Genomic DNA, 13,983 nt, shown 5'->3' with positions numbered 1-13,983 from the left:
CTAAAAAGGTGAATCTACATAAGGAGATTTAAGAATGGCGTCAACCAGTGCTCATCCTAAAAGCAAGCTTATGAAACGTTTTGCCGCTTTAGGGCCATACCTGCGTGAAGGGCAGTGCCAGAACGACCGATTTTTCTTTGACTGTTTGGCTGTGTGCGTCAATGTGAAGCTTGCTCCAGAGCGGCGTGAGTTCTGGGGATGGTGGATTGAGCTGGAACCGGTGGCTGACCATTTCACCTATGTTTACCAGTTTGGCCTGTTTAATAAAGAGGGTAACTGGAAGGTGGAAAAGATTAAAGATCCTGAAGTACAAGAGAAATTGGAGACCACACTACGCGATTTCCATAAACGCCTAGCTGAGATGCTGACGGCTATTGAGATGCGCTTAGAGCCCGCACAAGATTTTAGCAATGAGCCCATTAAACTGTCTGCGTAAAAATAAGCAACTCAGCCCCGAATAAAAGAACATTCCCCTTTTTAGCTCAATAAAAAGGGGAATTTTTTATTCTGCCTGTTGGCATAATGCCCCGCGCCTGCTACAAAGACCTATCCCTTTTGTACTCAAAATCATCGGATGAATGAACCTCACTTTTGGGGCTCACCCGTTGGGTTAGCATTAATGCTGCTCAAATCGGTTTTCGATCGATTTGTCGTGTGTTTGCTGCTGGCTGCAACTCCAATGACTTTGGGTGTATATTATTTCTTTTATTCTTTATCCCAACGGCAGAAAAATTATGAGTGGCGGCCAGACATTGGTTGTGAAATTGGGAACAAGTGTTCTGACGGGCGGTTCTCGTCGTCTTAACCGTGCCCATATTGTTGAACTGGTGCGTCAATGCGCTCAGCAACACGCGAAAGGTCATCGTATTGTTATTGTCACCTCCGGAGCCATTGCTGCCGGGCGTGAACACCTGGGCTATCCAGAATTACCCGCCACTATTGCGTCGAAGCAGTTATTAGCCGCAGTCGGGCAAAGTCGGCTTATTCAGCTCTGGGAACAGCTGTTCTCAATCTATGGTATTCATGTGGGCCAGATGTTGCTGACCCGTGCTGATTTAGAAGATCGCGAGCGTTTCTTAAATGCGCGCGACACCATGAATGCTTTGCTGGATAACCGTATTGTCCCGGTAATCAATGAAAATGATGCCGTGGCCACTGCTGAAATCAAAGTGGGTGATAATGATAATCTCTCGGCGCTGGCAGCGATTCTGGCCGGTGCGGATAAGCTGCTATTGTTGACTGATCAGGCTGGGTTATATACTGCCGACCCGCGCAATAATCCAGAAGCTGAATTAATTCGTGAAGTGCATGGTATTGATGATGCTTTGCGCGGGATTGCCGGTGATAGCGTCTCTGGCCTTGGCACCGGCGGTATGGCGACAAAATTGCAAGCCGCCGATGTCGCGTGTCGTGCTGGTATTGATGTTGTGATTGCGGCAGGTAGCCAAGTGGGGGTTATTGCTAATGTGATTGAGGGGACGCCAGTTGGCACCCGATTCCATGCATTGGAAACGCCCCTTGAAAATCGGAAACGCTGGATTTTTGGCGCACCGCCAGCCGGTGAAATCACCGTCGATGATGGTGCGGTTACCGCGATTATGGAGCGGGGCAGTTCGCTGCTGCCAAAAGGCATTCGCAGCGTGGTGGGGAATTTCTCGCGCGGCGAAGTTATCCGTATTCGCAATCTCAGCGGGCGTGATTTGGCTCACGGCGTATCGCGCTACAACAGTGATGCTTTGCGCATGTTAGCGGGGCACCATTCGCAACAAATCAGTGAAATTCTCGGGTATGAATACGGCCCAGTGGCTGTTCATCGTGACGATATGATTGTCAGCTAAGGAGCAAGTATGAGCATGCTGGAACAGATGGGGAAAGCCGCTAAACAGGCTTCTTGGCAATTGGCGATGCTGAGTACGGCAAAGAAAAATCAGGCTTTGGCCGTGATAGCGAATTTGCTGGAGTCTGAAAGTCAGGCCATTTTACAGGCCAACGAGCAAGATATGGCTGCTGCGCGTGACAGTGGCATGAGCGAGGCACTGCTGGACAGGCTGTTGCTGACTCCCGCACGTTTAGCGGCTATTGCGCATGATGTACGCCAGGTGTGCCGCCTGAATGACCCTGTAGGCCGGGTGATTGACGGCAACCTGCTCGACAGCGGCTTAAAACTGGAGCGTCGTCGGGTACCTTTGGGCGTGATTGGCGTCATTTATGAAGCCCGACCCAATGTGACGATTGATGTGGCAAGTTTATGTTTGAAGACCGGCAACGCGGTTATTCTGCGTGGCGGTAAAGAGACACATCACACCAATCAGGCCACAGTGAAGGTTATCCAGCAAGCGCTGGAGCAATGTGGTTTACCGCCAGCGGCTGTGCAAGCCATCGAAAGCCCGGACCGCCAATTGGTCACGCAATTACTGCGGATGGATAAATACGTTGATATGTTGATTCCGCGCGGTGGCGCAGGCTTACATAAATTGTGCCGTGAGCAGTCAACTATTCCCGTGATCACCGGTGGGATTGGTGTTTGCCATACTTTTGTCGATGAAAGTGCTGATTTTGAGCAAGCGCTGCTGGTCATCGAGAATGCTAAAATTCAGCGGCCAAGTGCTTGTAACTCATTGGAAACCTTGCTGGTACATCAGGCAATCGCTGAGCATTTTCTGCCCGTGTTAAGTGCCAGAATGCACGCGTTTGGTGTGACACTGCATGCCAGCCCACAGGCCATGCCCTATCTGGTAGAAGGTCAAGCCAAGGTCGTGGCAGTAGAGGCTGCTGATTATGATGATGAATGGCTATCTCTGGATTTGAATGTAGATATTGTGGCGGATATCGATGCCGCCATTGATCATATTCGCGAACATGGCACCAGCCATTCTGATGCTATCTTGACGCGCTCACTGAGCAGCGCCGAACATTTTGTTCGTGCGGTGGACTCATCAGCAGTTTATGTCAATGCCAGCACGCGTTTTACAGATGGCGGTCAATTTGGTTTGGGCGCTGAAGTTGCTGTTAGCACGCAAAAACTTCATGCGCGTGGCCCAATGGGATTAGATGCATTGACGACCTATAAATGGATTGGTTATGGCGATGATTTAGTCCGCAGCTAAATTACCCGTTATCTTGACGTTTATCGGCTACAGGAACTGGCATTTTAAAGCGACATTTTACATTGCGAATGTCGCTTTATTTTTTACTCTGCCATTTATCTTCGAAAAAAAATCAATGAAATAAATCTGATTAAGTGTGAAACAGATCATTGTTCGATGAAACGTCTTTATCACTATTTATCATTTCCCTTCGCTAAAAATAGACAACCAAACATGTGTTTGGTTATTTAGCCGTGAGTTGTTATCTCGTTGATTATCTATCTGTATTTTTAGCTAAATATCCTGCCAACAAAAATATGCTGCCCTAATCTCATTTATATTACCGGAATTACTTGAGTTAGTTCACAAATCTGTGACTGTAACCGATTGAAAACACGCTTACGATCATTATCCCAACTTTGCAACAGATTAATAGAATCCGCTTTACTCTATTTAACCAAAATAATAAAACAGACACATGTTTAAAAACAAATAAGTGTCCATCATGACCAGCCGAGAAAAACAAATATTGCAGCTTCTGAGACGAGATCCATTGATCCCCCAGCAAGAAATTGCCGATATTCTAGGCATTAGTCGCTCGGGTGTTGCCGGCCACATTATGAATTTGATGCAAAAAGGCTATATCAAAGGGAAAGGATATATATTATCAGAGCACAGCTATGTAGTGGTGGTAGGCTCTGTCAATATGGACGTTTGTGGCTATGCAGCTAATCAACTTATTTATGAAGACTCCAATCCAGGAAAAATAAAATGTACCCCTGGTGGGGTCGGGCGAAATATCGCGGAGAATATTGCATTATTAGGCAAAGAGTGCCAGCTGATCTCAGTGGTGGGCGATGATTTTTATGGTGCTACATTGATTGATGAGGCTAAACGAGCCGGTGTTAATGTCAATAATTGCCATAGTCTTCATGGGGAAAATACCTCAACTTATGTTTCATTACTTGATAACAGTGGCGAAATGCTGGTGGCAATTAATGATATGCGCATTTTAGAAAAATTAACTCCATCATTATTGGCAACGACTAGAGAATTAATTCAGCATGCTGGGATTCTCGTGGTGGATTGTAATTTAACAGAAGAATCCCTCTCATGGATATTTACCAATGCCGGTAATGTACCGGTATTCGTTGATACAGTTTCGGCGTTTAAGGCCCCGAGAATTAAGAATTGGCTATCCCATATTCATACATTAAAACCTAACCGCCTTGAAGCAGAAATATTGAGCGGCATGAAGATTAACTGCCGCGATGATATTCCTGTGGTGGCGAATTGGTTCCACCAACAGGGTGTGCAGCGCTTGGCACTCAGTATGGGTAAGGAGGGTGTTTATTTCAGTGAAATTGAGGGGCAGACCGGCTGGTCACTGCCACTGAATATTAACATTGTGAATGTGACCGGTGCCGGAGACGCCATGATGTCAGGGTTAGCAAGTTGCTGGCTTGATGATATGGACTTTGCTGAGAGTATTCGCTTTGCTCAAGGGTGTTCAGCATTAACACTTTCTTCGGAACTGACCAATAACCCCAATCTGTCGAATGGCAGTGTCAAAAAACTATTGGAATTACAACCATGACAAATAACGCAATGGCACCATCTTATTTAGATATTTCACCGGAAGTTGCACAAGCTTTGGCACAAAATAAAGCCGTCGTGGCATTGGAGTCCACTATTATTTCTCATGGAATGCCCTACCCACAAAATGTTGAAACGGCTCTGCTTGTCGAGCAGAAAATTCGTGAGAATGGCGCAGTTCCTGCCACTATTGCCGTCATAAATGGCCGAATGAAAGCGGGCTTATCGCGAGATGAAATAGAATTATTGGGGAAAGAGGGTCATAGCATTATGAAAGTCAGTCGCCGTGATTTACCTTTTGTGGTGGCTAATGGGCAACATGGTGCAACAACAGTCGCGTCCACTATGATTATTGCCGAAATGGCGAATATTAAAGTCTTTGCGACGGGGGGGATTGGTGGTGTACACCGCGGGGCGGCGACGACATTTGATATTTCTGCAGATTTACAAGAACTGGCGAAAACAAATGTAACCGTGGTGTGTGCCGGTGCCAAATCTATTTTAGACTTGGGCTTAACCACTGAATATCTGGAAACTAACGGTGTTCCGGTTATTGGTTATCAAACTCGCTCACTACCGGCATTCTTTTGCCGCACCAGCCCATTTGAGGTCAGTATTACATTAAACAGTGCGGAGCAAATTGCTGCGGCCATGAATGCTAAATGGAGTATAGGGCTTCGCGGTGGAATGGTTGTTGCGAATCCAATTCCCGAACAATATGCACTATCAGAAAATATGATTAATGTCGCTATTGAGCAGGCAGTAAAAGAGTCTGAAGAACAGGGGGTTATCGGCAAGGAAAGTACGCCATTCCTGTTAGCCAGAGTGGCTGAATTAACTGGAGGTGACAGCCTACATGCCAATATTCAACTGGTGTTTAATAATGCGCAGTTGGCAGCCAAAATAGCCTGCTCATACCAGAGTATTATTTAATAGATAGAACGGTAATACGCCTTAAATAGTGTCCTTATTACAGTTGCTAAATAATAACTCATTTCTTTGAGGTGCCCTGACACATCTGTTGTCCAAGGGGCACCTTTTCAAGCATGGGCTTATTATAAATACTTCGGGGGATTTATGGATTTATTGCGTAGTTTTGCGGGGATGTGCATTTTATTACTTATTGCCTATATTTTCTCGGTAAATAAAAGAAAAATAAGCTTAAGGACAGTGGTGGCAGCATTATTACTACAAATCACCTTAGGTGCGGTCATGCTTTATGTCCCCGCTGGGAAATGGTTTATCTCTTCTATCGCTAATGCTGTGAATCGAGTTATTTCTTATAGTGATGCCGGTAGCGCATTTATTTTTGGCGGCTTAGTTAGCCCCAAAATGAATGAGCTATTTGATGGTGCCGGATTTGTTTTCGCATTCCATGTGTTACCGGCTATTATTTTTATCACTTCACTAATTTCTATTCTCTATTATTTAGGCATTATGGGCTGGTTGATCAATATTCTCGGCTCTCTATTTCAAAAATTACTGGGTATCAGCAAAGTTGAATCATTTGCTGCGGTGACGACTATATTTCTCGGGCAGAATGAAATTCCCGCCGTGGTCAAACCTTTTATCAATAAGATGAACAGTAATGAGTTATTTACTGTGATTTGTAGCGGTATGGCATCTATCGCGGGTTCAATGCTAGTGGGATATGCCGGCCTTGGTGTGCCAATTCAATATTTATTGGCTGCGTCATTGATGGCTATCCCTGGCGGGATATTATTTGCCCGGATTATTAGCCCGGCAACAGAAGAGTCAAAAGTAGAATTTAATGAAATGACCTTCAGTGATAAACGTCCTACTAGCATTATCGAAGCTGCTGCCAATGGTGCAATGCTGGGGCTGAAAATTGCAGTCGGGGTTGCTACTGTGGTAATGGCATTTGTGGCCTTGATAGCCTTAATTAACGGTATTATTGGTGGTATTGGCGGGGTATTTGGATTTGAGCATCTGAGTCTGGAAAGTATCCTTGGTTATGTATTTTCACCCTTGGCCTATATTATGGGGGTGTCGTGGGAACATGCTTCATTAGCCGGTGGCTTTATTGGTCAAAAATTAGCGATTAATGAGTTTGTCGCCTATCTGAGTTTCTCTCCTTATCTAAAGGAAACAATAGGAACACTAGATGTAAAAACTATCGCTGTTATTTCATTTGCACTGTGTGGCTTTGCTAATTTCGGTTCGATCGCGGTGGTAGTTGGGGCTTTTAGTGCCGTAGCACCTGAAAGAGCCTCTGAAATTGCCCGTCTAGGATTCCGTGCATTACTAGCGGCGACATTATCTAACTTGATGAGTGCCACTATTGCCGGTTTGTTTATTGGGCTGGGGAGCTTATTACCGGGGTAGAGTGATTGGCATTATAGGTTGAAATTATCCGTAGTGCATTAATCTGCTGATAAAGGATTAGTGCACTTATTTTGCATTTAATCTAGCGGGTGGCGCTTAAGATAGTAACTGATTTTATAATCGACGGGATTAAAGGTAATCACTGAAAAATCCACAATAACGCCATCCGTGGTATTAGAAACGGCCAATAATTGCAATAATAGTGTGCGTGGATCGCAATGGAGTTGTAAGGCGAATTCTTGGTTGGCAACAATAGGTAAAAATGTTTGTCGACATCCCTCAATCTGGTAATTAGCGTGTTTTTCGATAAAGTCATATTTTGATGATTCAAGATGATGGTAGGTTAAATCCGGCATCAGAGAGACTGGTAGATAACTCTCCTCTATCTGGATAATCTGTTTGTCAGCATAGCGTAATCTTTTTATATAATAAGCTTTATCATCCGGTTGGATATTTAACTGGCTAGCGATAGCTGGTGGGGATCTGATGATTTTGAACTCAGAGACCTCTGTATGCGGTGTTTTCCCGAGCATTTTCATATGTTCAGTAAAACTGTTCAGATGATTATTATCGTGTTTAAGATCTTTTCCGATAATAAAGGTGCCCCGACCTTGCTGACGTTCTAATAAACCATCCTGAATTAAAACATCCAATGCTTTTCTCACTGTCATTCGTGACGCCCCAAAACGCTGAGCCAGTTGAATTTCAGATGGTAAGCAATCACCGACAGAAATATCTTGGTGATTTATTAACTTGCGGATATTGGTGACCAGATTTTTATATACCATTTCTGTACCTATTTAATTGGCGATATCCATCACGAATATTTTTTCAACATACTGATAAACAATTAATAAAATTCGGTCGTGCCGCAGATTTAGTGGTAATGGTTAATTGTCAGATACCATCCGATGATCTTATCGTGCATTTCTTCTGATTTTGAGAAGCAGATAGTCTTGCGGGCTAACCGTTTGAGATGGGTTCGCAAGTTCAGATTATGTCGCTCTATCCTCTGGGTGTATTTCTTGCTGATAACATGACTGGTTGAGGACAATAAAGTGCGGTATACCGGCCAGGCATCGGTCATGTAGAAGGCAATGCTAAACTGGCTCAGCAAAACCAGAAGACGCTTTAATGTCAAAGCATTTCGCGGGCCAAATACATGGGCGATAACGCGCTTTCGGATGCGGTCATAGGCATAAAACAGCCAGCGTTGATTGCCTTTACAGCGGACATATGACCACTGCTCATCGGCTTCACAGCAGATAACCACCTCTGCGCTAGGCTCTACGTTTTGCGCTACCTGGTGCGGCGTAAGTTTTTTAGATGACGCAGAACGGTATTGAGGCTTATCCGTAGAACCCGTGCTGTATCGCGGCATCCGGAGCCGTTCATCGCCATATCAACGATGGCCTGATGGGTTTCGGGTTTAGCTCCGTTGTAGCGATAGCTGAGCTGGAAGGTCTTCAGGCATTGGTTACAGCGATAGAGCTGCGCCCCTGAGCCGGAGTGGCCGTTTCGGATAACCCCATGAGTTTCAGAACAGCGAGGACAAACCACATCAATCTTTGCCATCAATCATCCAAAGGGTAAAGAGTACACCAACACTAAGTTTGCGTCACGACCTAAAATTCAGTCTGTACAAAAAACGGTTTAAATGTCTAACTTTCTAGAAAATAATATACAAGTGTGGCAGGCGATTTAATGCAATTGTGATCACATATTTTTATCAATCACCAAATCATGAGCTGACGATTCCATAGAGTGATGACTGTTTATACTCATAAGGGAAGCGATCATGTTAAGTTCGTTTAATCGGTTTGGCGGGGCAATGCTTGGTGCGGTGCTACTCTTCCCTTTTGCAGGGATGGTCGTTGGCATATCCTTGGTACTGCAAAATCCTACTTTTGCTAGCCCAGATAGTTTATTTTTCCAATTAATGAAAATCATCGAGTCTGGTGGCTGGACTGTATTTAACAATATGGGATTATTATTTGCTGTTGGCTTGCCCATAAAGTTAGCTAATAAAGCTCCAGCTTCAGCCTGTTTAGTCTCTTTAATTACTTATCTGACCTTTAATGCTTTTCTCGGGGCAATGTGTGAGGTCTGGGGCGCACATTGGGGAGTTAATTTCGCCCATGAAACAGGCGGCACCAGTGGCCTGGCGATGATTGGTGGTATTAAAACACTGGATACCAGTGTGATTGGTGCAATTTTGTGTGGCAGTTTGGTGACCTGGATACATAACCATTATTATTCGACTAAATTACCTGATTACATCAGTATTTTTCAGGGTGCGGCCTTTGTTAATATCCTCGGCTTTATTGTGATGCTGCCGCTGGCCTTTATTACCTTAATGCTATGGCCAAAAGTGCAGTTAGGCATGATTTCATTACAAGGTTTTATTCTGCATGCCGGTAATTTCGGAATCTGGTGCTATATTTTCTTGGAGAAAATATTATTACCTACTGGTTTGCATCACTTTGTTTATAGTCCTTTCCAATATACCGATGTTGCGGTACCCGGTGGGACGACATTGTATTGGTTAACCCACTTACAAGAATTTAGTCAATCCACTGAACCTTTAAAACAGCTTTTCCCAGCAGGTGGTTTTGCTATGCAGGGAAATGGCGCGGTATTTGGTGGTTTGGGAATGGCATTAGCGATATACAGTACGGCAAAACCGGAAAATAAGGCCAAAGTCGCCGGTCTGCTGATTCCGGCAACAATTACCAGCATGTTTATTGGTATTACTGAGCCGTTGGACTTTACCTTCTTATTTATTGCTCCGGCGCTATTTGTAGTACATGCCATGCTTTCTGCCACCATGACCGTCGTGATGTATAGCTTGGGTGTTGTCGGGAACTTTGGTTCTGGAATCCTTGAATGGGCGACACAAAACTGGATACCGATGTTCAGTCACCACGCTAATGTCATGATAACTCAAATTATTGTCGGTCTTATTTTCAGTAGTATTTACTTCCTGATATTCCGTGTTTTGATACTTAAATTTAATTTCAAAACATTAGGCCGTGAAGATAGCGATCTAAAGCTTTATACAAAACAGGATTACAAACAAAAAGGTGAGAGTCAGGGTAATGAGTTTCAACAGCGCGCCAGTGCTTATTTAGAGGCCGCAGGCGGGAAAGACAATATCGCGAGCTATACCCACTGCTTTACTCGTTTGAGATTAGTTGTAAAGGATATTAGCCGTGTTCAATCCAGTTCAGCATTCAAAGCCTTTTCTGCGATTGAGGTTTATAAAAATGGCAATGATGTGCAGGTGATTGTTGGCAACAATGTGACGCATATTTATGAACAATTTTCAGAGTTAATGAATTAAGGAGTTTTTTAGATGAAGAAATCATCCATTTTGATTGCTGGTGGTGGTTCGACTTATACCCATGGTATTATTCTTATGCTGTTGGATAATTTACATCGTTTCCCTATTGCAGAAATAAGATTGTATGACAATGACGGCCCGCGCCAAGAAATTGTGGCTAAAGCCTGTGAAATTATTCTACGTGAACAATCTAGCGGAATAAAGTTTTCCTATACAACAGATCCTCAAACCGCATTTAGCGGGGTTGATTTCGTAATGGCACATATTCGGCAAGGCAAACTTCCGATGCGCGAAAAAGACGAAAAAATCCCGATGAAATACGGTTGTGTTGGGCAAGAAACCTGTGGTGCGGGAGGAATTGCTTATGGAATGCGTTCAATTAGTGGTGTGCTGGAAATTCTTGATTATATGACAGAATATTCCCCGAATGCTTGGATGCTAAATTATTCTAATCCGGCAGCTATTGTGGCTGAAGCTACACAGCGTTTACGACCAACGGCGCGTATTTATCATATTTGCGATATGCCCATCAGTATTGAAGAGGCAATGGCAAAAATACTGCACTACCCTTCTGCAGCAGATTTGGAAACCCGTTATTATGGGCTTAACCATTTTGGCTGGTGGAGTTCTGTGCGTGATAAAGCCACCGGTGAGGATTTAATGCCAAAATTGGCCGAGCATGTAAGGCAATATGGTTATGCAGATGAGCAAGGTGAGGGGAAAGAAGAAATAAGCTGGAATGAAACTTTTGCTAAAGCTCGTGATAGTTTTGCATTAGATCCTAGTAGCTTCCCAAATACCTATTTGCAATATTATCTATATGGTGACGATATGGTGGCGCACACCTCACCAGACCATTCCCGAGCGAACGAAGTGATGGAAGGCCGGGAAAAATTTGTGTTTGATGAGTGCCGAAAGATTATTGCAGAAGGCAGTGCGGTCAATACTCAACTTAAAATTGATGAACATGCGTCTTATATTGTTGATTTAGCGCAAGCCATTGCATTTAATACTAAACGCCGTATGTTATTGATTGTACCTAATAAAGGTGCTATCAGTAATTTTGATAATGATGCGATGGTTGAAGTGCCTTGTCTGGTGGGCGCTGAAGGTGTTGAACCCCTGGCCATTGGAGATATTCCTACTTTCCAGCGCGGTTTATTGTATCAGCAGCATGCGGTAGAGAAATTGGTGGTCGATGCCTGGATTGAGAAATCCTACCAAAAATTGTGGCAAGCGCTGACTTTATCTAAAACTGTCCCAAGTGCAAAAGTTGCGAAGCTGATTTTAGATGATTTAATTGAAGCAAATACAGCTTACTGGAGCTTGAGCTAGCTTTGGTGAAATACCGTTATAGCCTATTTGGGCTGTAACGGTGCAGCACAACCTGTGTGTTGTTGATAGAAATCACATTTTATTTTAACAATAACAATTAAAGTTTCCCCAATATTTGCCGATAACTATCCCTGATATTTATATGCTTATTAATAATCTGGATAGCCAGAGCAATAAATTAATGATGGGGAATGGCAGGTGAGCGAAGCGTCTAAAGAGAATTTTTTAAAAACCAACAAATTAGCCATTTGTGCAATTCTTCGTGATTTAAGGAAGAACGACACCGCGGTGATGGTTATGCATGCTCGTGGGCAATTTATTAGCCGCATTCTGGATGTCGTTCCTGAAACAAATCAGTTTATTTTTGATTTTGGCAGTGTCACCCATGAGAATATTGCAGCACTTGCCGCCAACCAACTGACAATCATTGCAGAACCTACTGGCGCAAAAATTGAATTTTCCTGTAGCCCCCTAAAAGAAATAAAATATTTGTCTCTACCCGCTTTCAGCACCTCTATTCCTGATAGCCTTTATTTTATTCAGCGCAGGGAATATTTTCGGGTCAATATTCCTCAATGGCCTGCTTATTATTGTGCAGGGAAGTTCGCCGATGGTAGTAAGTTCTCTTACACATTAGCCGATGTTTCTTTGGGCGGGATGGGAGTATATGCCGTGAAAGGCGGAGAGTTCCCGCTCCAAGGGTGTGGCATTCTGCGCGATGTCTCAGTTGATTTATGTGGTTTTGGTATTTTTAAACTGGATTTACAGTTTATCCGAGCTATCGATAAGCAAGTTGTGAATAACAAGGGTGAAACCCTCACCATGCAGCGCCTGAGTTTTAAATTCTCTCGCTTAAGCCCAATCCAGGAAAAGGGTTTGCAGCGGGCTATTTTTGAACTGGAAAAACAGCAAACTGCCAAGGCCCGAAAATTTCAGGATGGTATTTAATTTCTGAACCTTTAACCTGGCGGATATCTGGTTTGAAATTTTGGTACAGCCCTGTCAGTGGATAAGTTAGGCGATATTGAATGATTTACCTATCTCCCATTATTCCTATGGCTTACGAGTGGTGCTGGGCGGCGGCAAGTTTTTATAGTGACTAGCCACTCCTTCAAGATGAGTATTTTCAATTTGCAGGGAGAGTCAATCAGCGCTATCTCGACTTAACAAAATAAAATCTGAAAAATATGTTGAATTATCATGCGACTCCCCCAATATTATAAGCTTGTCAATAAGGAGGATTAAGTATGGGGATCAGCGAAGAAGAGAGCATTCGCCGTTTGACTGATGAGAAGAGTTCTATTGGTCATTCGGCTAAATGGGTAGCAATTATTTCTGCTATCTATTTCATTATTATGCTGTTTTACCAACATGAGTTGGGTGTATTAACCTTGGCGGGTGGGATTTTTTTGGTGTCATTCTCGATCTGGATGAAAAAACGCCAGAAAGTGAAGTCTTACAAGGATCAATTGCAGCAGATGGGGAATGACAAGATGGTTTAATCCAATATTCACACGCCAATTATACTTGTGACGACTTCAAGCTAGCTATGTGTTGGCTATGCTTAATCATCCGAATAACCTACTCACTAAGATCTCCGGGATTTTTTTGCTTACCGCCTCCCTGCAACTCGAATTATTTAGGGCATAGGCTGATTTATCACGGCAACAGCAGGTTCAATACTGGTTGAACTGCCCATTCTATTTCAGCGATTTAGACATATTAAATCCTGTCACTACAAATGCCATTTGCTCATATAATCTTTTCGCTTGTGGATTATTAGCCGCAACGCGTAGCTTTATCTCAAAAATATTTTGAGCGACCAACAGTTTTTCTAACTCTTGTAAACAGGTCGAGCCATAACCTTTGCGTTGATATTGTGGCAAAACATAGAAGTCTTTAATAAAAGCCGCACTGTCATTTGCACCTAAACCATACCATAAATAGCCCACTATCCGGTCATCATGGCTGATATTGCCAGTATTCTCGATACAATATAAATGCTCGCCAGAACTATTAACCCCGTCTGGTAAGTAGCTGTCAAAGATGTGTGTGGCATGAGCCACAGCCGGTTCGATGCTATAGCCACTATTAGACGATAAGTCTTGTGCATATTCGGTAATAAATAAATTCCGATAGTCATGAAGTTCGTCAGCCTGCATTGCTCTGAGTGCTACCATGATGTTTTTCCTATGTGAACGCGCTATTGTGAAACTTCAATCTACAGACACTGCCCATGGTTTTGGCTATAGAGTAGATTTAATTTGGAAATAACAT

The 13,983-nt window shown here is 43.5% G+C and carries 13 protein-coding genes; 10 read left to right on the top strand and 3 right to left on the bottom strand.

The features are described from left to right. Positions 1 to 34: 34 nt before the first annotated feature. The 6 genes from crl (at position 35) to D5F51_RS14055 (ending at position 7,028) form a co-directional block, all read left to right on the top strand. Positions 35 to 436, top strand: coding sequence for a sigma factor-binding protein Crl (gene crl, locus D5F51_RS14080; protein ID WP_129197412.1), 402 nt, complete (start codon positions 35 to 37; stop codon positions 434 to 436). Positions 437 to 734: 298 nt separating this feature from the next. Continuing rightward, a complete protein-coding gene (gene proB, locus D5F51_RS14075) occupies positions 735 to 1,838 on the top strand; it encodes a glutamate 5-kinase (protein WP_129197410.1) in 1,104 nt (367 codons plus the stop codon). 15 nt (positions 1,839 to 1,853) lie between these two features. Continuing rightward, entirely contained in the window at positions 1,854 to 3,107 is a 1,254-nt protein-coding gene (gene proA / locus D5F51_RS14070) for a glutamate-5-semialdehyde dehydrogenase (RefSeq protein WP_162301848.1), read from the top strand. A 484-nt stretch (positions 3,108 to 3,591) separates the two neighbouring features. Then, positions 3,592 to 4,683 carry a PfkB family carbohydrate kinase gene (locus D5F51_RS14065; protein ID WP_129197406.1) on the top strand — a complete coding sequence of 364 codons (1,092 nt, stop codon included), beginning with the start codon at positions 3,592 to 3,594 and terminating at the stop codon, positions 4,681 to 4,683. After that, complete coding sequence (locus D5F51_RS14060; RefSeq protein ID WP_167480527.1) at positions 4,680 to 5,615, top strand: pseudouridine-5'-phosphate glycosidase; 936 nt, start codon at positions 4,680 to 4,682, stop codon at positions 5,613 to 5,615. Before D5F51_RS14065 ends, D5F51_RS14060 begins: the two co-directional genes overlap by 4 nt. A 144-nt stretch (positions 5,616 to 5,759) precedes the next feature. Continuing rightward, positions 5,760 to 7,028: a NupC/NupG family nucleoside CNT transporter gene (locus D5F51_RS14055; protein ID WP_129197404.1), complete on the top strand. Its 1,269-nt coding sequence runs from the start codon at positions 5,760 to 5,762 to the stop codon at positions 7,026 to 7,028. Between the two features lie 77 nt (positions 7,029 to 7,105). On the opposite strand, the gene D5F51_RS14050 is transcribed toward D5F51_RS14055, so the two are convergent. Together D5F51_RS14050 and D5F51_RS14045 are read right to left on the bottom strand one after the other, a co-directional pair. Next, positions 7,106 to 7,816 carry a GntR family transcriptional regulator gene (locus D5F51_RS14050; protein ID WP_025377369.1) on the bottom strand — a complete coding sequence of 237 codons (711 nt, stop codon included), beginning with the start codon at positions 7,814 to 7,816 and terminating at the stop codon, positions 7,106 to 7,108. A gap of 89 nt (positions 7,817 to 7,905) precedes the next feature. Beyond that, a protein-coding gene (locus D5F51_RS14045; protein ID WP_100273935.1) for an IS1 family transposase occupies positions 7,906 to 8,603 on the bottom strand; the annotation gives its coding sequence in 2 pieces (ribosomal slippage) (positions 7,906 to 8,345 and positions 8,345 to 8,603; 699 coding nt in all). A gap of 223 nt (positions 8,604 to 8,826) precedes the next feature. Here D5F51_RS14045 and D5F51_RS14040 point away from each other — a divergent pair. The 4 genes from D5F51_RS14040 (at position 8,827) to D5F51_RS14025 (ending at position 13,208) form a co-directional block, all read left to right on the top strand. After that, positions 8,827 to 10,371: an alpha-glucoside-specific PTS transporter subunit IIBC gene (locus D5F51_RS14040; RefSeq protein ID WP_129197402.1), complete on the top strand. Its 1,545-nt coding sequence runs from the start codon at positions 8,827 to 8,829 to the stop codon at positions 10,369 to 10,371. A 12-nt stretch (positions 10,372 to 10,383) separates the two neighbouring features. Next, positions 10,384 to 11,706, top strand: a complete 1,323-nt coding sequence (locus D5F51_RS14035) for a 6-phospho-alpha-glucosidase (protein WP_025377371.1) — start codon at positions 10,384 to 10,386, stop codon at positions 11,704 to 11,706. Between the two features lie 198 nt (positions 11,707 to 11,904). Continuing rightward, on the top strand, positions 11,905 to 12,654 hold the full coding sequence (locus tag D5F51_RS14030) for a flagellar brake protein (protein ID WP_129197400.1): 750 nt from the start codon (positions 11,905 to 11,907) through the stop codon (positions 12,652 to 12,654). Positions 12,655 to 12,953: 299 nt separating this feature from the next. Next, entirely contained in the window at positions 12,954 to 13,208 is a 255-nt protein-coding gene (locus tag D5F51_RS14025) for a hypothetical protein (RefSeq protein WP_025377373.1), read from the top strand. Between the two features lie 198 nt (positions 13,209 to 13,406). Here D5F51_RS14025 and D5F51_RS14020 read toward each other — a convergent pair whose 3' ends face one another. Then, a complete protein-coding gene (locus D5F51_RS14020; RefSeq protein WP_129197398.1) occupies positions 13,407 to 13,886 on the bottom strand; it encodes a GNAT family N-acetyltransferase in 480 nt (159 codons plus the stop codon). Between the last annotated feature and the right edge of the window lie 97 nt (positions 13,887 to 13,983).

Origin of the sequence: Yersinia hibernica (assembly GCF_004124235.1) — a bacterium.
GTDB classification, from domain to species: domain Bacteria; phylum Pseudomonadota; class Gammaproteobacteria; order Enterobacterales; family Enterobacteriaceae; genus Yersinia; species Yersinia hibernica.
This window is presented reverse-complemented; position numbering and strand designations above follow the sequence as displayed.

What these genes read in the sequence shown, in the direction of transcription:
- proB (WP_129197410.1), top strand. Translation starts at nt 735, where the DNA reads ATGAGTGGCGGCCAGACATTGGTTGTGAAATTGGGAACAAGTGTTCTG.
- D5F51_RS14035 (WP_025377371.1), top strand. Translation starts at nt 10,384, where the DNA reads ATGAAGAAATCATCCATTTTGATTGCTGGTGGTGGTTCGACTTATACC.
- D5F51_RS14055 (WP_129197404.1), top strand. Translation starts at nt 5,760, where the DNA reads ATGGATTTATTGCGTAGTTTTGCGGGGATGTGCATTTTATTACTTATT.
- D5F51_RS14020 (WP_129197398.1), bottom strand. Translation starts at nt 13,886, where the DNA reads ATGGTAGCACTCAGAGCAATGCAGGCTGACGAACTTCATGACTATCGG.
- D5F51_RS14050 (WP_025377369.1), bottom strand. Translation starts at nt 7,816, where the DNA reads ATGGTATATAAAAATCTGGTCACCAATATCCGCAAGTTAATAAATCAC.
- crl (WP_129197412.1), top strand. Translation starts at nt 35, where the DNA reads ATGGCGTCAACCAGTGCTCATCCTAAAAGCAAGCTTATGAAACGTTTT.
- D5F51_RS14040 (WP_129197402.1), top strand. Translation starts at nt 8,827, where the DNA reads ATGTTAAGTTCGTTTAATCGGTTTGGCGGGGCAATGCTTGGTGCGGTG.
- proA (WP_162301848.1), top strand. Translation starts at nt 1,854, where the DNA reads ATGCTGGAACAGATGGGGAAAGCCGCTAAACAGGCTTCTTGGCAATTG.
- D5F51_RS14065 (WP_129197406.1), top strand. Translation starts at nt 3,592, where the DNA reads ATGACCAGCCGAGAAAAACAAATATTGCAGCTTCTGAGACGAGATCCA.
- D5F51_RS14060 (WP_167480527.1), top strand. Translation starts at nt 4,680, where the DNA reads ATGACAAATAACGCAATGGCACCATCTTATTTAGATATTTCACCGGAA.
- D5F51_RS14025 (WP_025377373.1), top strand. Translation starts at nt 12,954, where the DNA reads ATGGGGATCAGCGAAGAAGAGAGCATTCGCCGTTTGACTGATGAGAAG.